This window comes from Bacillus sp. FSL M8-0077 (assembly GCF_038050255.1).
In the GTDB taxonomy this organism is placed as follows: domain Bacteria; phylum Bacillota; class Bacilli; order Bacillales; family Bacillaceae; genus Bacillus; species Bacillus altitudinis.
This window is the reverse complement of sequence record NZ_JBBPAF010000001.1, coordinates 145,807-164,163: the sequence shown is the minus strand read 5'-3', so window position 1 is coordinate 164,163 and position 18,357 is coordinate 145,807. Positions and strand designations below refer to the sequence as shown.

Annotated in this window: 31 protein-coding genes; 1 reads left to right on the top strand and 30 read right to left on the bottom strand. The window is 42.3% G+C overall.

Annotated elements, in window-relative coordinates:
* Positions 1-83: 83 nt before the first annotated feature.
* Both cwlD and NST57_RS00935 read right to left on the bottom strand, forming a co-directional pair.
* Positions 84-797 (bottom strand): N-acetylmuramoyl-L-alanine amidase CwlD, encoded by a 714-nt coding sequence (gene cwlD / locus NST57_RS00940; protein ID WP_017359175.1) that lies wholly within the window; start codon positions 795-797, stop codon positions 84-86.
* A gap of 58 nt (positions 798-855) precedes the next feature.
* The gene (locus NST57_RS00935) at positions 856-1,299 is read right to left on the bottom strand and encodes a YbaK family protein (protein ID WP_052320835.1); all 444 of its coding nucleotides are present in this window, start codon (positions 1,297-1,299) and stop codon (positions 856-858) included.
* Positions 1,300-1,590: 291 nt separating this feature from the next.
* Between NST57_RS00935 and NST57_RS00930 the strand changes: the two genes are divergently transcribed.
* Complete coding sequence (locus NST57_RS00930) at positions 1,591-2,019, top strand: DUF4825 domain-containing protein (RefSeq protein WP_341297834.1); 429 nt, start codon at positions 1,591-1,593, stop codon at positions 2,017-2,019.
* Positions 2,020-2,048: 29 nt separating this feature from the next.
* Here NST57_RS00930 and NST57_RS00925 read toward each other — a convergent pair whose 3' ends face one another.
* From NST57_RS00925 to rplN, 28 genes are all read right to left on the bottom strand, one after another.
* Positions 2,049-2,522: a GNAT family N-acetyltransferase gene (locus NST57_RS00925; RefSeq protein ID WP_142153629.1), complete on the bottom strand. Its 474-nt coding sequence runs from the start codon at positions 2,520-2,522 to the stop codon at positions 2,049-2,051.
* A gap of 36 nt (positions 2,523-2,558) precedes the next feature.
* Positions 2,559-3,305 carry an amidohydrolase family protein gene (locus tag NST57_RS00920; protein ID WP_142153627.1) on the bottom strand — a complete coding sequence of 249 codons (747 nt, stop codon included), beginning with the start codon at positions 3,303-3,305 and terminating at the stop codon, positions 2,559-2,561.
* A gap of 97 nt (positions 3,306-3,402) precedes the next feature.
* On the bottom strand, positions 3,403-3,918 hold the full coding sequence (locus NST57_RS00915) for a GNAT family N-acetyltransferase (protein WP_142153625.1): 516 nt from the start codon (positions 3,916-3,918) through the stop codon (positions 3,403-3,405).
* A gap of 191 nt (positions 3,919-4,109) precedes the next feature.
* Complete coding sequence (gene rpsI / locus NST57_RS00910) at positions 4,110-4,502, bottom strand: 30S ribosomal protein S9 (protein ID WP_007496354.1); 393 nt, start codon at positions 4,500-4,502, stop codon at positions 4,110-4,112.
* 20 nt (positions 4,503-4,522) lie between these two features.
* Entirely contained in the window at positions 4,523-4,960 is a 438-nt protein-coding gene (gene rplM, locus NST57_RS00905; RefSeq protein WP_003217042.1) for a 50S ribosomal protein L13, read from the bottom strand.
* 164 nt (positions 4,961-5,124) lie between these two features.
* Positions 5,125-5,868 (bottom strand): tRNA pseudouridine(38-40) synthase TruA, encoded by a 744-nt coding sequence (truA, locus tag NST57_RS00900; protein ID WP_341297833.1) that lies wholly within the window; start codon positions 5,866-5,868, stop codon positions 5,125-5,127.
* An 11-nt stretch (positions 5,869-5,879) separates the two neighbouring features.
* Entirely contained in the window at positions 5,880-6,677 is a 798-nt protein-coding gene (locus NST57_RS00895; RefSeq protein WP_008345215.1) for an energy-coupling factor transporter transmembrane component T family protein, read from the bottom strand.
* Positions 6,674-7,543 (bottom strand): energy-coupling factor ABC transporter ATP-binding protein, encoded by an 870-nt coding sequence (locus NST57_RS00890; RefSeq protein ID WP_007496346.1) that lies wholly within the window; start codon positions 7,541-7,543, stop codon positions 6,674-6,676. The genes NST57_RS00895 and NST57_RS00890 overlap by 4 nt, the downstream gene beginning before the upstream one ends.
* The gene (locus NST57_RS00885) at positions 7,519-8,361 is read right to left on the bottom strand and encodes an energy-coupling factor ABC transporter ATP-binding protein (protein ID WP_008345218.1); all 843 of its coding nucleotides are present in this window, start codon (positions 8,359-8,361) and stop codon (positions 7,519-7,521) included. Before NST57_RS00885 ends, NST57_RS00890 begins: the two co-directional genes overlap by 25 nt.
* A 124-nt stretch (positions 8,362-8,485) precedes the next feature.
* Positions 8,486-8,848, bottom strand: a complete 363-nt coding sequence (rplQ, locus tag NST57_RS00880; protein ID WP_003216944.1) for a 50S ribosomal protein L17 — start codon at positions 8,846-8,848, stop codon at positions 8,486-8,488.
* Between the two features lie 75 nt (positions 8,849-8,923).
* On the bottom strand, positions 8,924-9,868 hold the full coding sequence (locus tag NST57_RS00875; RefSeq protein WP_003217009.1) for a DNA-directed RNA polymerase subunit alpha: 945 nt from the start codon (positions 9,866-9,868) through the stop codon (positions 8,924-8,926).
* Positions 9,869-10,043: 175 nt separating this feature from the next.
* Positions 10,044-10,439: a 30S ribosomal protein S11 gene (gene rpsK / locus NST57_RS00870; RefSeq protein WP_003217231.1), complete on the bottom strand. Its 396-nt coding sequence runs from the start codon at positions 10,437-10,439 to the stop codon at positions 10,044-10,046.
* Positions 10,440-10,459: 20 nt separating this feature from the next.
* Positions 10,460-10,825, bottom strand: a complete 366-nt coding sequence (gene rpsM, locus NST57_RS00865) for a 30S ribosomal protein S13 (RefSeq protein WP_003217023.1) — start codon at positions 10,823-10,825, stop codon at positions 10,460-10,462.
* Positions 10,826-10,846: 21 nt separating this feature from the next.
* Positions 10,847-10,960: a 50S ribosomal protein L36 gene (rpmJ, locus tag NST57_RS00860; protein WP_003156543.1), complete on the bottom strand. Its 114-nt coding sequence runs from the start codon at positions 10,958-10,960 to the stop codon at positions 10,847-10,849.
* Positions 10,961-10,991: 31 nt separating this feature from the next.
* Positions 10,992-11,210: a translation initiation factor IF-1 gene (gene infA, locus NST57_RS00855; protein WP_003217190.1), complete on the bottom strand. Its 219-nt coding sequence runs from the start codon at positions 11,208-11,210 to the stop codon at positions 10,992-10,994.
* A 310-nt stretch (positions 11,211-11,520) separates the two neighbouring features.
* The gene (gene map, locus NST57_RS00850) at positions 11,521-12,267 is read right to left on the bottom strand and encodes a type I methionyl aminopeptidase (protein WP_007496338.1); all 747 of its coding nucleotides are present in this window, start codon (positions 12,265-12,267) and stop codon (positions 11,521-11,523) included.
* Positions 12,264-12,917, bottom strand: coding sequence for an adenylate kinase (locus NST57_RS00845; RefSeq protein WP_007496336.1), 654 nt, complete (start codon positions 12,915-12,917; stop codon positions 12,264-12,266). Before NST57_RS00845 ends, map begins: the two co-directional genes overlap by 4 nt.
* 55 nt (positions 12,918-12,972) lie before the next feature.
* Entirely contained in the window at positions 12,973-14,265 is a 1,293-nt protein-coding gene (secY, locus tag NST57_RS00840; RefSeq protein ID WP_142153617.1) for a preprotein translocase subunit SecY, read from the bottom strand.
* A gap of 1 nt (position 14,266) precedes the next feature.
* Positions 14,267-14,707 (bottom strand): 50S ribosomal protein L15, encoded by a 441-nt coding sequence (gene rplO / locus NST57_RS00835; RefSeq protein WP_003216888.1) that lies wholly within the window; start codon positions 14,705-14,707, stop codon positions 14,267-14,269.
* Positions 14,708-14,737: 30 nt separating this feature from the next.
* Positions 14,738-14,920 (bottom strand): 50S ribosomal protein L30, encoded by a 183-nt coding sequence (gene rpmD / locus NST57_RS00830; protein ID WP_003217067.1) that lies wholly within the window; start codon positions 14,918-14,920, stop codon positions 14,738-14,740.
* A 13-nt stretch (positions 14,921-14,933) separates the two neighbouring features.
* Positions 14,934-15,434: a 30S ribosomal protein S5 gene (gene rpsE / locus NST57_RS00825; protein ID WP_007496332.1), complete on the bottom strand. Its 501-nt coding sequence runs from the start codon at positions 15,432-15,434 to the stop codon at positions 14,934-14,936.
* 24 nt (positions 15,435-15,458) lie between these two features.
* Entirely contained in the window at positions 15,459-15,821 is a 363-nt protein-coding gene (gene rplR / locus NST57_RS00820) for a 50S ribosomal protein L18 (RefSeq protein WP_003216951.1), read from the bottom strand.
* Between the two features lie 32 nt (positions 15,822-15,853).
* Positions 15,854-16,390: a 50S ribosomal protein L6 gene (rplF, locus tag NST57_RS00815; protein ID WP_142153615.1), complete on the bottom strand. Its 537-nt coding sequence runs from the start codon at positions 16,388-16,390 to the stop codon at positions 15,854-15,856.
* A gap of 31 nt (positions 16,391-16,421) precedes the next feature.
* Positions 16,422-16,820 (bottom strand): 30S ribosomal protein S8, encoded by a 399-nt coding sequence (rpsH, locus tag NST57_RS00810; RefSeq protein WP_007496327.1) that lies wholly within the window; start codon positions 16,818-16,820, stop codon positions 16,422-16,424.
* A gap of 31 nt (positions 16,821-16,851) precedes the next feature.
* Positions 16,852-17,037, bottom strand: coding sequence for a 30S ribosomal protein S14 (rpsN, locus tag NST57_RS00805; protein ID WP_008356542.1), 186 nt, complete (start codon positions 17,035-17,037; stop codon positions 16,852-16,854).
* Between the two features lie 22 nt (positions 17,038-17,059).
* On the bottom strand, positions 17,060-17,599 hold the full coding sequence (gene rplE / locus NST57_RS00800) for a 50S ribosomal protein L5 (RefSeq protein ID WP_003217159.1): 540 nt from the start codon (positions 17,597-17,599) through the stop codon (positions 17,060-17,062).
* 25 nt (positions 17,600-17,624) lie between these two features.
* A complete protein-coding gene (rplX, locus tag NST57_RS00795) occupies positions 17,625-17,936 on the bottom strand; it encodes a 50S ribosomal protein L24 (protein WP_008356538.1) in 312 nt (103 codons plus the stop codon).
* Between the two features lie 35 nt (positions 17,937-17,971).
* Positions 17,972-18,340: a 50S ribosomal protein L14 gene (gene rplN / locus NST57_RS00790; RefSeq protein ID WP_012008706.1), complete on the bottom strand. Its 369-nt coding sequence runs from the start codon at positions 18,338-18,340 to the stop codon at positions 17,972-17,974.
* Positions 18,341-18,357 lie beyond the last annotated feature (17 nt).

The following is an 18,357-nucleotide window of genomic DNA, read 5'->3' as shown; positions in this document are numbered from 1 at the left end:
TGAATTCGTTTACAATCCAAGTATATCATACATATCCTTACAATGTCTGTCCTCTTTGCCTGCGATAAACAGGAAAAAGCCCCTTATTCAGGCGGCTCTTTTTGCTCTGTTAAATATCTGAGAATGCCTTTATAAATCGAAGCAGCAATTTGATCCTGATATTTAGGAGTCGCCAGCTGACCAGCCTCTTTTGGATTCGATAAAAATCCGATTTCGACAAGCGCTCCTGGCTTCGTGACATTTTGCATTAAATAAATCCCATTGATTCGCTTCGCCTTGCGATCTGTGTTTTCAAGGTTGTTGCGCAATTCATCTTGAATGAACTTCGCTGCTTTTTCATTCTCTTCATACTTTCCGTAAAAGAACGTCTGTGCCCCGCTCCATTTGTTCGATGGGATCGCATTTAAATGAATACTTAAATAGAGATCCGCTTCAGACTCATTGATGACTTTCACACGGTTTCTTAAATCCTCCGCTTTCTTCCGGGCATATCCCTTTGTATTCTTTGATGATAAATCAGAATCATCTTCCCGGGTCATGAGAACAAGCGCTCCCTGCTCCTGCAAATAGTCTCTTATCTTCATGGACACATCCAGTGCAATCTCTTTTTCGAGCAGCTCTCCTCCTACGGCCCCGCCATCTGGACCGCCGTGACCCGGATCTAAATAGATGATCTTGCCGCTCAAAGGCAAGTTCCACGATTTCCACGAATCATCATTTAGAAACTGAAATCTGAATAAGAATAAGAGGACAATAAACCCGATTAAAAACCCTGTCCATTTCAGCTTTCTTTTCATCCCTGTCCCTCCCATACACCATTATTTTATAGATATGGGACAAGGGCTGGAAATATGCTTAGTGCAGTCGAAGCTTATGCCTTTTTTCTGATTCCCGAAAGCCTTCCTGCCACCATATGCTTAAAAATTCCTTCGCAAATGGATACAGACACGACATCTTACGCTCCATTCGGAACATATTCCCCCACGATTGCAAACACCCTGCTAGCTCCTCAACCAGCTCATCTTCTTCATGAACTGACCGCTTTTTTATATCATCGAATGATTCACCATACTTACTCGACTCACCGTATCTCCCACCTGCTAAAAAAGCCTCAATGGCGAAATCAATACAGCCATCACTCATAATCCCAGCTGGATCATCTGCAAATGGGAACAGCTTCCTCGTGAATTTCTCGGAAGCGACCGTCACCTGTTGAAGAGACAATGTACGCAACAACTTCTTTTCAAGCGTGACATCTCGTTTTGTTTTCAATTGATAAAATGAAAGAACTTCTGCCATGGACTGAACTCCTTTTTTTCTTTGTATTGTTCGTTGGTTTGAACAAAACATGCAGTTCAGTAAATGGAAATGATGAAATAAGTGGTGGAAATGGGATACTGTGATAAAATGGGTTTTTATATAGAAAGAATGATAAAGGGGCAAAATAAATGAAAAAGTGGATGTATATCCTACTACTAATGACAGTCATTCTATCCGCTTGCAGTAGTCAAGCCAGTGAGAAAGAGAGCAACATTAGAGGAATAGAAGACATTTCCTTAAAACAGCTTTCTAAGCACAAAAATTCTTATATTGGAGACAACGAGCAGTCGGCGCTATATATCAGATCTTCCAGGTAACGTGATTCGCGAGTATGAAATCGTAGATGGAAAAGCGCTAAAAGTGACATACGGCGTGAAAGAAAACACCAATTATACAGAAGAACAATTTGATACATTTTGGTTTGATAAGAAGGATACCATTGAAAAAAACTACTTATATAATGCATTGGCACTTTTTATTCTTATCGATAACGTAGAGCAAGTGACACTCAAGATGAGCACTAACGACGAGCCATCCGTCACGTTTAAAAGAAAACAGCTAGAAAAAATGCTGCCTCACTCTTTTAAAGTTTACAAAGACGATACAGCGCTTTGGCAAAAGAAACTGGTTGATGGAGTTGTGAAGTCAAAAGATAAACGTCAAGATGTATACAAAGCGTTTCCGGTGAAACAATCATAAAAAAGCAGAGAGATGCCGCACTCTGCTTTTTATTTGAAATCAAGCTGCAACTTCATCCCATCATGCGTGGCTTCAAACCCTAATTTTTCATAAAAACGTCGTGCTTCTGGCCTTTGTTTGTCTGTTGAAAGCTGAATCATATGGCAGCCGCGGTTACTTGCGCGTTGAATAGCCCGTCTGATCAACAATGTGCCAATTCCTCTTCCTCTATGAGTCGAGGCTGTACGAACCCCTTCTATTGAAGCTCTCCATCCACCTTGATACGTTAGAAATGGAGTCATTGTTAATTGGAGAACACCGACTACCTCTTCCCGATCACAAGCTACGATTAGTTCAATATTGGAATCCGCTTCGATCGAATGAAAGGCATTGAGGTAGCTTTCTAATAATGGACGAGTGTAGCGTTCTCTCTTTTGGCCTAATTTGTCATCCGAAAGCATAAAAACGATTTTGTCCAGGTCTCCTTGGACAGCTTCTCTAAATGTCAATTGATTCAGATTCAATGAACACACCTCCTATAATGGAACGGAAATTTTTATTCATTCGCCAAAATACCAATTAACAGCGTTTTCATATAAAATTTTATCCGCTGCTTCCTCATCAAAAAGATGTTGAATCAATTCAATATCACCGTATTCAAATGGACGTTTCGCCCTTGTAGACGGAAGGTCTGTACCAAACATCAGTGCATCAGGATTCGTTTGATAAATGGACGTCAATGCATGTTCGACGTTTAAATCAACACGTCCAAAACCCGTTGCTTTCACACGAACCCCTTTTTCAACCAGCTTGAGCAAATATGGCAAACCTTCTTCCGATAAGCCTAGATGATCAATTGAAACGGCCGGCAGCTGTTCAAGCGTAGAGGAGATGTCAGGAAGCTGCTTAGCGTCTATGTAGATCTCACTATGCCAGCCGACCAGCTCATACACCCTTCTCGCAAAATAATCGAGCTTTGAAATATCCTCCGAACCGCCCCGCTTCACATTAAAACGTAAAGCCTTTACCCCTTGTTGATTCAATTGAACAATCTCATCGTCAGTTGCTGTAAAAGGTAATTGTGTCACACCGCAAAAAGCTGGTCCCATTTCATCGAGTGCTTTCAACAAATAACCTTGATCAAAACCCTGAAATGACCCTGACACAATCGCTCCACCAATAACCCCCAGATCAGCCGTCTCTCTCCTATAATCATTCACTACATAACTCGGCGGTGTATATCCTTGGTTTTCTTGAATAGGAAAATCAAAATCAATGATATGAAAATGTGCATCAAAGATCCTCATGCCCGCGCCCCTCTTCTGCTTATTTGACCTGATTATATCAATAGTGCAAGCCAAGGGATATTTGGAATGACGAATTACTTCATATCATGAAAACTTATCAAGTTTTCCATTCCTCTCGTAAGATGGCATAATAAAACTCATCCCACCACTCATTTTCTTGTGGGATACACTTTTTAAAGTATCCTTCTCTTCTCATCCCCATTTTCTCCATCACTCTCCAAGATGGCACATTTTCAGGCTGACAAGTGGCAATAATTCGATGTAAATTCATTGCGTGAAAACCATGATGTAGGACAGCATACGCCGCTTCAGATGCATAGCCTTTGTTTTGATATGCAGGATTGAAGACCCAGCCAATTTCATACGTGTGATCACCAAAGTAAGGATGAAATGCGATATGCCCGATGCATGTATGATAATTTTTTAATAGAACAGCGACATACTTAGCATCTTCATGACGATTATCTTTGACAAATTTCTGCGCATCATCTTTAGAAAATACATCTTCCGGAATATACTTCATCACGACCGGATCAGATGTATAGGCATAGACATCCTGCCAATCATCATCCGTAAATGGTCGAATGAGACATCTTTCTGTCGTTAGATTCATAGGACAACCTCCATCTTTTTTAACAGAAAACTTCTATACTCATATTTTATACGTATTCAAGAGGAAGAGACCAGTCATGATTTATCTTCATAAAAAGGCACAAAAAAAAGCACCAGCACGAAGCTGATGCTTTTTTTATAAGGTTTGTTTGTAACAAACCTTTGTAAAACGTCCATACAATATAAAATTGATTAACGTTTTGAGAACTGAGGTGCGCGACGTGCGCCTTTAAGACCGTATTTCTTACGCTCTTTCATACGAGAGTCACGAGTAAGAAGTCCAGCACGTTTAAGTGGTGTACGGTACTCAGGATCTACTTCTAGAAGAGCACGAGAGATACCGTGACGAATTGCTCCAGCTTGACCAGAGAATCCACCACCGTGAACATTTACAAGAACATCGTAGCTGTTAGCTGTTTCTGTGATGTTCAAAGGCTGTTTCACGTCTTCGATTAAAGCAGCGAATGGAATGTATTCAGTAATTTCACGATTATTAACGACGATACGGCCTTCACCTGGAACTAAGCGAACGCGCGCTACAGAACTTTTACGACGACCTGTACCGTAATATTGAACCTGTGCCAAATTGTTAACCTCCCTTATAATTAACCGCGAAGTTCGTAAACTTCAGGTTGTTGTGCTTGATGTGGATGCTCAGAACCACGGTACACATTTAATTTTTTGAACATTTGACGACCTAGTGGACCCTTTGGAAGCATACCTTTGATAGCAAGTTCCAACATTTTTTCAGGGTAGTTTGTACGCATCTCAAGAGCAGTTCTTTGTTTCAAACCACCTGGGTGCATCGTATGACGGTAGTAAATTTTGTCCGTCAATTTCTTACCAGTTAATTCGATTTTCTCAGCATTGATGATGATCACGTGATCACCTGTGTCAACGTGTGGTGTATAAGTTGGTTTGTGCTTACCGCGCAAAAGTGATGCTACTTCAGTAGAAAGACGACCTAGAGTCTTGCCTGCCGCATCAACCACTAGCCATTTGCGCTCAATTGTGCTTGCGTTCGCCATTGGTGTTGTACGCATGAGTTTCCCTCCTAAATAAATCAATGAATTTTCCTGAATCAAATGCTACGTTCTATTTCAAAACACAGATAAGTCTTCCGGGGCTTATTTGTGGGGTTGAAATACATACCATATGATATCTTATAACTTTCTGCTTCCTGTGTCAAGAACATGTTACACCTGGTTTAGTTGTCATAGAAAACTTCCCATAAATACAGTCCGTGACTGGGCGCAGTCTTGCCTGCCGCTTCGCGATTTCGGGCGGCAAGCATGGCTTTTATCTCCTCAGGGTGAAATTTACCAGCACCAATTTCAAGTAACGTGCCGGCTATAATTCGCACCATGTTGTATAAAAAGCCATTCCCTCTCACACGCATTTCAAGCCCGTTTGAGACGTTTCTCCACTCAAGGGTGTAAATCTCCCTCACCTTGTCTTGAACCTCTGTATTGGCCGCACAAAAGCTTGTGAAATCATGTGTGCCAATCAGGTGTTCAGCAGCTTCTCTCATTTTGTCGACATCCAGCGGGTAAGGATAGTGGCATGCATACTGTCTCGTGAACACATTTTGGTGCGTTTCCGTTGAGACCCTATAACGGTACTCCTTTGAAACGGCACCAAATCTAGCATGAAATGACTCATCCACTTCCTCAGCCTTTAGAACACGAATGTCATCTGGCAGCAAGCTATTGAGAGCAAACGGCCATCTCTCCATCGGAATGGCGAGCGGGGTGTCAAAATGGATGACCTGCCCCTTTGCGTGAACGCCACTGTCTGTCCGGCCGGAAGCCACAATCGGAATTAGTTCATCTTGTTTATGCATTCTAGCAAGGGCAGATTCAATCTCCGTCTGAATGGTTCGCTGTCCTGGTTGCACTTGATACCCTTTAAAATGTGTCCCATCGTATGATACGGTACATTTTACTTTCATCTAGGCATCACCTAATTTCTAAGCAGCACAAGGAGTGCTGTTAACAGGATGAATAGAAGCAGCGTGAACGTGTCTTTCATTCCCCAGACAAGCTGACGGTATTTCGTGCGCCCTTCTCCCCCGCGGTAGCCTCTCGCTTCCATAGCGGTCGCCAATTCCTCCGCACGCTTAAACGCACTGACGAAAAGCGGGACAAGCAATGGAACAATCGCTTTTAAACGATCTTTCACGGGTCCGCTTGTAAAATCAACACCTCTTGCCATTTGTGCTTTCATGATTTTGTCTGTTTCTTCGAGTAAAGTCGGAATAAATCGAAGAGAGATAGACATCATAAGAGCAAGCTCATGAACAGGAAGCTTGATTTTACGGAAAGGATGCAACAGCTTCTCCATACCGTCTGTCACTTCAATAGGTGTTGTCGTCAACGTCAGAAGTGTTGTCATCATGATGAGATAGACAAAACGGAGTGAAATGAAAATCCCCTGTTTTAGACCTTCTTCATAAATATTCAGAAAACCAAAGTGAAAGAGCAAAGCGCCATCCTTTGTCATGAAGATATGCAGAATAAAGGTAAACAGAACAATCCAAAGGATGGGTTTCATTCCTTTGAGAATAAAGTACAGCGGCACCTGAGACACCATCACCACAAGAATAGTGAAGACACCTAAAAGCCCATAAGTGATGTAGTTATTCGCAAAAAAGACAATAAAGACAAAAAAGAAAATTGATAACAGCTTTGTCCTCGGATCAAGACGATGGACAAAGGATGTACCTGGCACATATTTGCCGATAATCATACTATCCATCATGATGTCGTGTCCTCCTGATATAAAGCTGTTAAGGCTTCTGCCATTTCATCCATGGTCAGAAGCGGTCTTGGAAACGTCATCCCCAGCTTTTCTTCGACAGCCTGCTGGAATTTTATCGTTTCCGGGAGGTCCAGTCCAAAAGAAGACATGTCCGTACGATTGGCAAATAGCTCCCTCGGCGTACCTGTCGCCTTTACTGTTCCTTTGTGCATCACAATCATTTGATCCGCATAATGAGCGGCATCTTCCATACTGTGTGTCACAAGGATCGTCGTCAGGTTGGCTTTTTGATGAAGCTCATAGAACATGTCCATGATTTCTTTACGTCCGCGTGGATCTAATCCCGCAGTCGGCTCGTCAAGCACAAGCACTTCTGGCTCCATCGCTAGTACACCTGCAATCGCCACACGTCTCATTTGACCACCGCTTAATTCAAAGGGTGATCGAGATAACAAGGATTCAGGAAGGCCTACAAGCTTCAGCATCTCTTTAGCCTTGGCTTCTGCCTTTTCTTTTGGAACGCCGAAGTTCATCGGACCAAAACAGATATCCTTCAGAATCGTCTCCTCAAAGAGCTGATGTTCAGGAAACTGAAACACGATACCTACCTTTTTGCGAAGAGATTTCAGTTCCTTCTGCTTCTTATTGGCTTGTAAGACCGTATCTCCAAGCGCAATGCTCCCTTTTGTTGGTTTGAGCAGTCCATTTAAGTGCTGCAGCAATGTCGACTTGCCAGAACCCGTATGACCGATAACAGCAACATAGCTGCCTTCTTTGATGGAAGCATTGACATCATACAAAGCGAGACGCTCAAACGGCGTTTTCATTTGATAACGATGCTCTAATTCTTTGATCGTAATGTCCATAGCTCTTTCACCAATCCTTCTTGTGTCAAATGGGCATTTGCAAGCGGCACACCTTGCTGCTTCAATTGCTTACTCAACCGGTAGGAAAATGGCAGATCAAGTCCAATCTGAACCAGCTGTTCATCTAGTTCAAATACTTCCTCTGGTGTTCCCTCGGCAAATTTCTTCCCGCCATTCATCACAATGACACGGTCTGCCTTCGCAGCCTCGTCTAAATCATGTGTGATGGAAATGACCGTGACCGTTCCTTGTTCCTTCAGCAGTCTGACGGTTTCTAACACTTCTTCACGGCCAATCGGATCGAGCATTGATGTTGCTTCATCCAAGATCATGATGTCAGGGCTTGCGGCAAGTACACCTGCGATTGCTACTCTCTGCTTTTGCCCGCCTGATAGATGATGCGGCTCTTGATCAAGAAACTCCTGCATATTGACCTGTTTGACAGCCCAATCTACACGTTCTATCATCAATTCCCGCTCAACCCCGTTATTTTCTAAACCAAAAGCCACATCATCACGAACTGTTGAGCCAACGAATTGGTTGTCTGGGTTTTGAAAGACCATGCCGACCTTTTTGCGAATATCCCAAACACTTTCTTCTTTCAGCTCAATCTCACCAACCTTGACCGTTCCTGCATCCGGTAAAATGAGCCCATTCAGTACACGGGCAAGTGTGGATTTACCTGAACCGTTGTGGCCAACAATGGCAAGCCATTCATTTTGATTCACATGCAATGACACTTGATCTAAAGCGGGCTTGTCCGCATCTTTGTGATAACGAAATACAATGTCTTTTACGTCAATTAATGTCTTCTCCATCTCTACCGGACCTCCTCTCAGCTCAACCTCTACTTTGCCTATTGCTAAAAAGCCGTAGTATCTAAAAAAGGGCATAGATCCAGTTATGAACTGTCCCGCCCTTTCTTAGATACACGATATGTGATTAAACTAATTCAATGACAGCCATTGGTGCGCCATCGCCGCGACGAGGTCCAAGCTTCATGATACGAGTGTATCCACCTTGGCGATCTTCGTAGCGAGTTGCAACGTCAGCGAATAATTTTTGAAGTGCATCTTGGTTTGTTTCAGCGTTAGCTACTTCGTTACGAATGTAAGCTGCAGCTTGACGGCGAGCATGAAGATCTCCGCGTTTGCCAAGAGTGATCATTTTTTCAACTACAGAGCGAAGTTCTTTCGCACGTGTTTCAGTTGTTTCGATGCGTTCGTTGATGATCAAATCAGTCGTTAGGTCACGAAGCATTGCTTTACGTTGTGCACTAGTGCGTCCTAGCTTTCTGTATGCCATGTGATGTCCCCTCCTTAATTAGAGATGCTGTATGAATAAAAAACACACGAAAATCCTAGTTCACAATGAAACTAGTCAATCGTCTTTACGAAGACCCAGTCCAAGTTCTTCTAGTTTCGCTTTCACTTCTTCAAGAGATTTACGTCCAAGGTTACGAACTTTCATCATATCCTCTTCTGTCTTGTTAGCAAGCTCTTGAACAGTGTTAATACCCGCACGCTTCAAACAGTTGTAAGAACGAACAGAAAGATCAAGCTCTTCAATTGTCATTTCAAGCACTTTTTCTTTTTGGTCTTCTTCTTTTTCAACCATGATTTCTGCATGCTGAGCTTCGTCAGTTAACCCAACGAAAATATTTAGGTGTTCAGTTAAAATCTTAGAACCTAGAGCGATCGCTTCTTTCGGTCCTGTGCTTCCATCAGTCCATACATCTAGTGTTAATTTATCATAGTTTGTGATTTGCCCAACACGGGTGTTCTCCACTTGATAAGTTACACGAGATACAGGTGTATAGATTGAGTCGATCGGAATCACGCCGATAGGCTGATCGTCTCTTTTGTTTGCATCAGCAGGATTATACCCGCGACCTCTTTGTGCAGTCAAACGAACACGGAAGCTCGCATTTTTGCCAAGAGTTGCGATGTGAAGATCTGGATTTAAGATTTCAATATCGCTGTCGTGTGTAATATCAGCAGCTGTTACAGTTCCTTCATCTTGTACATCAATTTCAAGCGTCTTCTCTTCTTCAGAGTAGATTTTGAGTGCAAGCTTTTTAATGTTTAAGATAATCGTTGTAACATCTTCAACCACGCCTTCGATCGTTGAGAATTCGTGTAAGACACCATCTATCTGGATCGATGTTACAGCTGCACCAGGAAGTGAGGATAAAAGGATACGACGAAGGGAGTTCCCTAAAGTGGTACCATATCCACGCTCAAGTGGCTCTACGACAAACTTGCCATACTTGGCATCGTCGCTGATTTCAACCGTTTCGATTTTTGGTTTTTCAATTTCGATCATCTAATAAAACCCTCCTTCAAAACGTCGAAACCTCGAATAGAATCATATGAGATTCCATCCGAAATTCCTCATTGTTTAGTCCCGTATGTGCTCAGGCAACGAGTCGTGTATTCGTCTCATAAATAACTGTATCATAACCCATTATTGACAGGGACACAAAATCTATACAAACAAATTACACGCGGCGACGTTTTGGTGGACGGCATCCGTTATGAGGAACTGGAGTTACGTCTCTGATTGCAGTAACTTCAAGACCTGCAGCTTGAAGCGCACGAATTGCAGCTTCACGACCAGAACCAGGACCTTTAACAGTTACTTCAAGTGTTTTAAGACCATGTTCGATAGAACCTTTAGCAGCAGTTTCAGCAGCCATTTGTGCAGCGAAAGGAGTAGATTTACGAGAACCTCTGAATCCTAATGCACCAGCACTTGACCAAGAAATTGCGTTTCCATGAACATCAGTAATCGTTACAATCGTGTTGTTGAAAGTGGAACGGATATGAGCGATTCCAGCTTCAATATTCTTTTTCACGCGACGTTTACGCGTATTTTGTTTACGAGCAGCAGCCATTCTTTAACTACCTCCTTTACTTATTTTTTCTTGTTAGCTACAGTACGACGCGGACCTTTACGAGTGCGCGCGTTGTTTTTTGTGTTTTGTCCACGAACAGGAAGTCCTCTACGATGACGGATTCCGCGGTAGCTTCCGATTTCAATTAGACGCTTAATGTTAAGTGAAACTTCACGACGAAGGTCACCTTCTACTTTAAGTTTGTCAATGATATCACGGATTTTACCTAGTTCGTCTTCAGTTAGATCGCGAACGCGAGTGTCTTCAGAAACACCTGCTTCTTTAAGGACTTGTTGAGCCGTCGTACGACCAATTCCAAAAACATATGTTAAAGAAATGACAACACGCTTATCACGTGGAATATCTACACCAGCAATACGAGCCATGATTTGGGCACCTCCTTGTTATTAGCCTTGTTTTTGTTTATGTTTTGGGTTTTCACAGATCACCATTACTTTTCCTTTTCTGCGAATCACTTTACATTTTTCACAGATAGGTTTAACAGATGGTCTCACTTTCATGTGTTTCCAACCTCCTTCTTCCGGAGTTGCTTTATTTGTAACGGTACGTAATTCTACCACGAGTTAAGTCATATGGAGATAATTCTACCGTAACTTTGTCTCCAGGTAAAATGCGAATGAAGTGCATACGGATTTTTCCTGATACATGAGCCAAAACTGTATGACCATTCTCTAGTTCAACTTTGAACATTGCATTTGGCAAAGTTTCTGCTACAGTACCTTCCACTTCAATTACATCGTCTTTCGCCATTCAAGTGTTCTCCCTTCTTCAAATCAGTAACTTGCTCTCTGATAAATGTCCAAATGAGATGTTCTCAATTGTCCATCTATCACCCGACCTGTTTTGAATATACTGTTCTGAACTTCCGGAGATACGCAATCATAAAAGGTTAAATGATTGATATTTTTTCTTAGGAGAATGAATTTACGCTTTTCTCCGTCTGCGATTAGTACATGACAGCCATCGAACACGCCGATGACAACTGTATACTGATCTTGTTCTTTCCTTGGACTATACAGACAACCTGCCCGATTTGGGCCTGAAAGGCTTCAGTGAAGACCTAAATCTTAGTCAGTATATCAAAACCTGTATCTGTAATCGCAATCGTATGCTCAAAGTGAGCACACTTTTTCCCATCAACCGTTACAACCGTCCAGTTATCAGCCAGTGTTTTCACATATCGGCTGCCTGCGTTCACCATCGGTTCGATGGCCAACACCATTCCAGGTTTGAGCCGTGGGCCTTTGTTCGGCGGACCATAATGAGGAATTTGAGGGTCCTCATGAAGATCCTGTCCGACCCCATGTCCAACATATTCTCTAACAACTGAGAAATTCTCACCTTCAACATACGTTTGTATGGCATGGGAAATGTTTGACAGACGTTCACCTGGCTTTGCTTCCTGTAAGCCCTTATATAGAGATTCCTCTGTGACTTCCAGTAGTTTGCGGTCCTCATCACTGATTACCCCAACTGGATAAGTCCAAGCAGAGTCACCATGATAGCCATTTAACTTTGCGCCGATATCGATACTAATGATGTCTCCATCACGTAAAACCCGTTTACCAGGAATACCGTGAACGAGTTCTTCATTCACCGAAACGCAAATGCTCCCGCGAAAACCATTATACCCTTTAAAAGATGGGATTGCACCCTGCTTTGTAATAAAACGTTCGGCAATTTGATCCAATTCTTTTGTCGAAATACCTGGTTTTATGTGTTTCTTCAGCTCTTCATGAGTCAGTGCGACAATGCGTCCAGCTTCTCTCATAATCTCAAGCTCGCGAGGAGTTTTACAGATAATCATTTATTTAATCCCCCAAGCAGGTCCTTGATATCAGCGTAAACATCGTTAATGTGCTTCGCACCATCAATGTTTGCAAGATATCCTTTTTCTGAATAAAAATTCAGTAAAGGTTCAGTCTGCTTTAAGTTCACTTCAAGTCTTGTCGAAACGGTTTCTGCATTATCATCTGCACGTTGATAAAGCTCGCCTCCACACTTGTCACAAACATTTTCTTTCGCAGGTGGATTAAATACTAAATGATATGTTGCTCCGCAATCTTTGCAAATTCTTCGGCCAGTCAGACGCTCCATCAAAGCATCTTTATCGACTTTAATATTAATGACATAATCAATCGTTCTGCCAAGGTCCTTTAGAATGTCTTCTAAAGCTTCAGCCTGAGCGACAGTTCGCGGAAATCCGTCCAGAAGAAAACCTTGTTCACAATCATTCTTGCCAAGTCTTTCTCTAACAATACCGATTGTGACCTCATCAGGAACAAGCTCTCCTTTATCGATAAAGGATTTTGCTTCGAGCCCAAGTTGTGTCTCCTCTTTCATAGCAGCACGGAACATATCTCCTGTTGAGATATGAGGGATCCCATAATCATCAACAATTCGTTCTGCCTGAGTGCCTTTACCAGCACCCGGAAGCCCCATTAAGACTAAGTTCATTTCGGATTTCCCCTTCCTTACTTAGAGAGGTTGGGCAGGAGCCCAGCCCTCTGTTTTATTTCATAAATCCACGGTAGTTTCGTTTCACTAATTGGCTTTCAAGCTGTTTCATTGTTTCAAGTGCAACACCTACAACAATGAGAAGACTTGTGCCGCCAATTTGTGCAGCGGAAGGTAATCCAGCGAATTGAATGAAAAAGATAGGAAGTATTGAAATCACGGCTAAGAAAATGGCGCCCACAAACGTGAGTCGGTACAAAATGCTCGTAATTCTATCTTGAGTCATTTTCCCTGGACGAACTCCCGGGATATAGCCACCCTGCTTTTGCAGATTTTCAGCCATTTGTTCAGGGTTTACTTGGACAAAGGCATAAAAATATGTGAAAGCAACAATCAGTGCTACATAAATCGTCATACCGATTGGCTTAGTATAGTCAAAGTTGTTAGTTATCCAGGTTGTCACATTATTTGTTCCGAAGAACGATGCGATCGTCTGCGGAGTAATAATGAACGAAACGGCAAAGATGACTGGAATCACCCCTGCTGGATTCACTTTCAATGGAAGGTGCGTTGCTTGACTAGCAGACATTTGTGCACGGCCAGTTCCTTTTGAATATTGAATCGCAATCTTTCTCACTGCCATTTGAATGTAAATAACACCGATAACAATGACAAGAATAGCAATCACAATAAGGGCAATTTTCAGGATTTGCATGAACAGCTGTCCATCTCCACCTACAAATTGCTGAGCGTACACTTGCTTTAATGTTTGAGGGATACCTGCGATGATACCGGCAAAGATAATAATCGAAATACCGTTACCAACACCGTGAGCAGTAATCTGCTCTCCCAGCCACATTAAAAATGCTGTTCCCGCAGTGAGTACGACCGCAATTAAGAGATACGTTGAAACACCTGGGTTTTCAATCAGCAAGCCTCCTGCCATATTGTTAAATCCATATGACATTCCTAACGCCTGGATAAATCCTAGAACAATTGTAAAATACCTTGTGAATTGTGCTAATTTTCGGCGGCCAACCTCTCCTTGCTTTGACCACTCAGTAAACTTCGGTACAACATCCATCTGCAAGAGCTGGATGATGATCGAAGCAGTGATATACGGCATAATCCCCATTGCAAGAATGGAGAATTGGAAAAGTGCCCCGCCCCCAAACGTGTTGAGGATTCCGAAAACACTCATTTGATCCTGTGCCTGGAGAACTTCGGCGTTCACATTAGGCACAGGGATGAAAGCACCTATACGAAAGACGACTAACATTAAAAGTGTAAATATAATCTTATTCCGTATATCTTTCACGCGCATAAAATTGGAGATTGTCTTAAACAAGTTAGATCACCTCGGCTGTACCGCCAGCAGCTTCAATCGCTTCTTTAGCAGAAGCAGAGAATTTATTGGCTTTTACAGTTAATTTTTTTTCTAATTTACCGTTGCCAAGAATTTTTACTCCTGCTTTTAACTTGCTTATTGCACCAGTCTCTAGAAGAAGTTCAGGAGTGACTTCCGTTCCTTCGTCAAAACTGTTTAATCTGTCTAAGTTGATTACCGCGTAATCTTTACGGTTGATGTTTGTAAAACCACGTTTTGGAAGGCGTTGGAATAAAGGCATTTGACCACCTTCGAATCCAGGGCGTACACCGCCGCCAGAACGAGCGTTTTGACCTTTATGACCTTTACCAGAAGTTTTACCGTTACCTGATCCAATACCACGACCAACACGGTTGCGTACTTTACGTGAACCTTCTGAAGGCTTCAATTCATGAAGTTTCATTTGGGCACCTCCTTATCGATTAAAAATGTTTTATTGTTCTTTAACAGAAACTAAATGAGACACCTTGTTAATCATGCCGCGGATCGCTGCATTGTCTTCATGTACGACTGTTTGGTTTGTTTTCTTTAGACCAAGAGTACGAACAGTGACACGCTGATCTTCTGGGCGACCGATTACACTGCGTTTGAGGGTAATTTCTAATTTATTTGCCATTATTGTTCCCTCCTTATCCTAACAGGTCTTCTACAGATTTTCCACGAAGCTTCGCTACATCTTCAGCACGTTTAAGTTCACTTAAACCTTGAAGTGTTGCGCGGATCATGTTGATCGGTGTATTAGAACCTAGAGATTTAGAAAGGATATCAGCTAGACCAGCAAGCTCAAGTACCGCACGCACTGGGCCTCCAGCGATAACTCCTGTACCTTCTGAAGCAGGCTTCAATAGAACGTTTCCTGCACCGAATCGACCGATGATTTCATGTGGAATTGTAGTTCCAACCATTGGTACTTCAATTAAATTCTTTTTCGCGTCTTCAACAGCTTTGCGGATCGCTTCTGGTACTTCTTGTGCTTTACCAGTACCGAATCCTACATGACCGTTTTTGTCACCGACAACAACTAAAGCTGCAAAACGGAAACGACGTCCACCTTTAACAACTTTCGCTACCCGGTTAACCGTAACTAAGCGTTCTTCTAACTCTAATTTGCTTGGGTCAATACGACTCATTCGGATGTGTCCCTCCTTCTTTTATTAAAATTTAAGTCCAGCCTCACGAGCAGCTTCAGCTAGAGCTTTTACACGTCCATGATATAAGTATCCTCCGCGGTCAAATACCACGTTAGAGATGCCTTTTTCAACAGCACGTTTTGCAACAAGTTCGCCAACTTTAGTAGCAGCTGCAGCGTCAGAACTATTCTCGATCTTTAACTCTTTATCAAGAGTAGAAGCACTTACAAGTGTTACACCGTTAACATCATCAATTACTTGAGCGTAGATGTTCTTGTTAGAACGGAAAACGTTTAGGCGAGGTCTTTCAGCAGTACCTGAAAGTTTCGCACGAACACGAGCGTGTCTTTTAAGACGAGTAGCGTTTTTGCTAGTTTTCGTAATCATCCGAGTCACTCCTTTCTTCACATTAAGCGATCTTACTTACCAGTTTTTCCTTCTTTACGGCGAACGAATTCACCTTCGTAACGAATTCCTTTACCTTTGTAAGGCTCTGGAGAACGGACAGCGCGGATGTTAGAAGCTAGAGCTCCCACACGCTCTTTATCGATACCTTTAACGATTACTTTCGTTTGAGATGGAACTTCTACTTCAACTCCAGCCTCAGGAACGATTTCAACTGGGTGAGAGTATCCAACGTTAAGAACAAGTTTGTTTCCAGATTTAGCTGCACGGTAACCGACACCGATTAGTTCTAAACCTCTTTCGAAACCTTTAGATACACCTTCAACCATGTTTGCAATTAAGCTACGTGTTGTACCATGTAATGCACGGTGTTCTTTATTTTCAGACGGACGGCTTACAGTTAAGACGTTGTCCTCAATTTTAATTTCCATATCAGGGTGAAATGCACGAGTTAGTTCACCTTTTGGTCCCTTTACTGTCACTGTGTTATCGTTGTTTGTCACAGTTACTCCTGAAGGGATCTCGATTAGCTTTTTACCTATACGAGACATGCCAAGCACCTCCATTCATCTTAAACTTTTTTTACCATACGTAAGCAAGTACTTCTCCACCAGCTTGTTTAGCACGGGCTTCTTTGTCCGATAAAACACCTTGTGATGTAGAAATAATTGCGATTCCAAGTCCGTTAAGTACACGTGGTACTTCATTTGATTTCGCATATACGCGTAAACCAGGTTTACTGATTCTTTTAAGACCAGTGATAACACGTTCGTTGTTTTGGCCGTATTTAAGGAACAAACGGATAATTCCTTGTTTGCTGTCTTCGACGTACTCAACGTCACGGATAAAACCTTCACGCTTTAAGATTTCAGCAATTTCTCTTTTGATTTTTGAAGCCGGTACTTCTAGCTTCTCATGACGTACCATGTTCGCATTGCGAATACGAGTCAGCAAATCTGCAATCGGATCTGTCATAACCATTATTTAATAACCTCCTTCCCATTTATGGGGATTACCAGCTGGCTTTTTTAACGCCAGGAATTTGTCCTTTATATGCAAGTTCGCGGAAACAAATACGGCAAAGTTTAAACTTGCGAATTACTGAATGTGGACGTCCACAACGTTCGCAGCGCGTATACTCTTGAACTTTAAACTTTTGTTTGCGTTGTTGTTTCGCAATCATAGACTTTTTAGCCACGATTTCGCCTCCCTTTCATTGATTATTTCTGGAACGGCATACCTACTTGAGTTAATAACTCACGTGCTTCTTCGTCCGTATTGGCAGTCGTAACGATAACGATATCCATACCGCGGACTTTTGTTACTTTATCGTAATCAATTTCTGGGAAGATTAACTGTTCTTTAATACCAAGCGTGTAGTTTCCACGACCGTCGAAAGATTTCTTAGAAATCCCGCGGAAGTCACGTACACGTGGTAAAGATACAGAAATAAGTTTATCAAGGAAATCATACATGCGCTCTCCGCGAAGTGTTACTTTCGCACCGATTGGCATTCCTTCACGTAGACGGAATCCAGCAATAGACTTCTTCGCACGAGTAACGACAGGTTTTTGACCAGCGATAAACGTTAATTCTTCAACAGCAGTATCGATTGCTTTAGCGTTTTGAACGGCGTCACCAACACCCATGTTGATCACGATTTTTTCGATTTTTGGCACTTGCATTACTGATTTGTATTCAAACTTAGAAACTAATGCAGGTGTAATTTCTTTTACATACTTTTCTTTAAGGCGGTTCATGAGAAAGACCTCCCTTCCTTATTTACTATTTATCTAGAACTTGCCCAGATTTTTTCGCTACACGGACTTTCTTTCCGTCCTCAACTTTATACCCAACACGTGTCACTTCACCCGTTTTAGGATCAAGCGGCATTACGTTTGATACGTGGATCGGCGCTTCTTGTTCAGAAATTCCGCCTTGAGGGTTAGCTTGGGTTGGTTTAGAGTGTTTTTTCACAAGGTTAATACCTTCTACTAAAACACGTTCCTTTTTAGGGAAAGCAGCAAGGATGACACCTTGTTTACCTTTATCTTTACCAGAGATAACCACTACTTTATCGCCCTTTTTAACATGCATTTAATCGCACCTCCTTGAGTCGCGGATTGTATTCATTAAAGTACTTCTGGTGCTAGAGAAACAATTTTCATATAGTTGTTGTCACGAAGTTCACGTGCTACTGGTCCGAAGATACGAGTTCCACGTGGGCTCTTGTCGTCACGGATGATGACACATGCATTTTCATCAAAACTGATGTAAGATCCATCGTTTCTGCGAGCTCCGCTCTTTGTACGAACGATAACTGCTTTCACAACTTCACCTTTTTTGACAACGCCTCCTGGTGTTGCTTGTTTAACCGTACAAACAATGACATCACCGATGTTAGCCGTCTTACGTCCAGAGCCACCAAGAACTTTAATCGTTAGTACTTCGCGTGCGCCAGAGTTGTCAGCTACTTTTAAACGAGTCTCCTGTTGAATCATTAATGTTACCTCCCTTC

What these genes read in the sequence shown, in the direction of transcription:
- cwlD (WP_017359175.1), bottom strand. Translation starts at nt 797, where the DNA reads ATGAAAAGAAAGCTGAAATGGACAGGGTTTTTAATCGGGTTTATTGTC.
- NST57_RS00935 (WP_052320835.1), bottom strand. Translation starts at nt 1,299, where the DNA reads ATGGCAGAAGTTCTTTCATTTTATCAATTGAAAACAAAACGAGATGTC.
- NST57_RS00920 (WP_142153627.1), bottom strand. Translation starts at nt 3,305, where the DNA reads ATGAGGATCTTTGATGCACATTTTCATATCATTGATTTTGATTTTCCT.
- NST57_RS00915 (WP_142153625.1), bottom strand. Translation starts at nt 3,918, where the DNA reads ATGAATCTAACGACAGAAAGATGTCTCATTCGACCATTTACGGATGAT.
- rplM (WP_003217042.1), bottom strand. Translation starts at nt 4,960, where the DNA reads ATGCGTACAACACCAATGGCGAACGCAAGCACAATTGAGCGCAAATGG.
- truA (WP_341297833.1), bottom strand. Translation starts at nt 5,868, where the DNA reads ATGAAAGTAAAATGTACCGTATCATACGATGGGACACATTTTAAAGGG.
- NST57_RS00895 (WP_008345215.1), bottom strand. Translation starts at nt 6,677, where the DNA reads ATGATGGATAGTATGATTATCGGCAAATATGTGCCAGGTACATCCTTT.
- NST57_RS00890 (WP_007496346.1), bottom strand. Translation starts at nt 7,543, where the DNA reads ATGGACATTACGATCAAAGAATTAGAGCATCGTTATCAAATGAAAACG.
- NST57_RS00885 (WP_008345218.1), bottom strand. Translation starts at nt 8,361, where the DNA reads ATGGAGAAGACATTAATTGACGTAAAAGACATTGTATTTCGTTATCAC.
- rplQ (WP_003216944.1), bottom strand. Translation starts at nt 8,848, where the DNA reads ATGGCATACAGAAAGCTAGGACGCACTAGTGCACAACGTAAAGCAATG.
- NST57_RS00875 (WP_003217009.1), bottom strand. Translation starts at nt 9,868, where the DNA reads ATGATCGAAATTGAAAAACCAAAAATCGAAACGGTTGAAATCAGCGAC.
- rpsK (WP_003217231.1), bottom strand. Translation starts at nt 10,439, where the DNA reads ATGGCTGCTGCTCGTAAACAAAATACGCGTAAACGTCGCGTGAAAAAG.
- rpsM (WP_003217023.1), bottom strand. Translation starts at nt 10,825, where the DNA reads ATGGCTCGTATTGCTGGTGTAGATATTCCACGTGATAAGCGTGTTGTC.
- rpmJ (WP_003156543.1), bottom strand. Translation starts at nt 10,960, where the DNA reads ATGAAAGTGAGACCATCTGTTAAACCTATCTGTGAAAAATGTAAAGTG.
- infA (WP_003217190.1), bottom strand. Translation starts at nt 11,210, where the DNA reads ATGGCGAAAGACGATGTAATTGAAGTGGAAGGTACTGTAGCAGAAACT.
- map (WP_007496338.1), bottom strand. Translation starts at nt 12,267, where the DNA reads ATGATTATCTGTAAAACTCCTCGCGAGCTTGAGATTATGAGAGAAGCT.
- NST57_RS00845 (WP_007496336.1), bottom strand. Translation starts at nt 12,917, where the DNA reads ATGAACTTAGTCTTAATGGGGCTTCCGGGTGCTGGTAAAGGCACTCAG.
- rplO (WP_003216888.1), bottom strand. Translation starts at nt 14,707, where the DNA reads ATGAAACTTCATGAATTGAAGCCTTCAGAAGGTTCACGTAAAGTACGC.
- rpmD (WP_003217067.1), bottom strand. Translation starts at nt 14,920, where the DNA reads ATGGCAAATAAATTAGAAATTACCCTCAAACGCAGTGTAATCGGTCGC.
- rpsE (WP_007496332.1), bottom strand. Translation starts at nt 15,434, where the DNA reads ATGAGTCGTATTGACCCAAGCAAATTAGAGTTAGAAGAACGCTTAGTT.
- rplR (WP_003216951.1), bottom strand. Translation starts at nt 15,821, where the DNA reads ATGATTACGAAAACTAGCAAAAACGCTACTCGTCTTAAAAGACACGCT.
- rplF (WP_142153615.1), bottom strand. Translation starts at nt 16,390, where the DNA reads ATGTCTCGTATAGGTAAAAAGCTAATCGAGATCCCTTCAGGAGTAACT.
- rpsH (WP_007496327.1), bottom strand. Translation starts at nt 16,820, where the DNA reads ATGGTTATGACAGATCCGATTGCAGATTTGCTGACTCGTATTCGCAAT.
- rplE (WP_003217159.1), bottom strand. Translation starts at nt 17,599, where the DNA reads ATGAACCGCCTTAAAGAAAAGTATGTAAAAGAAATTACACCTGCATTA.
- rplX (WP_008356538.1), bottom strand. Translation starts at nt 17,936, where the DNA reads ATGCATGTTAAAAAGGGCGATAAAGTAGTGGTTATCTCTGGTAAAGAT.
- rplN (WP_012008706.1), bottom strand. Translation starts at nt 18,340, where the DNA reads ATGATTCAACAGGAGACTCGTTTAAAAGTAGCTGACAACTCTGGCGCA.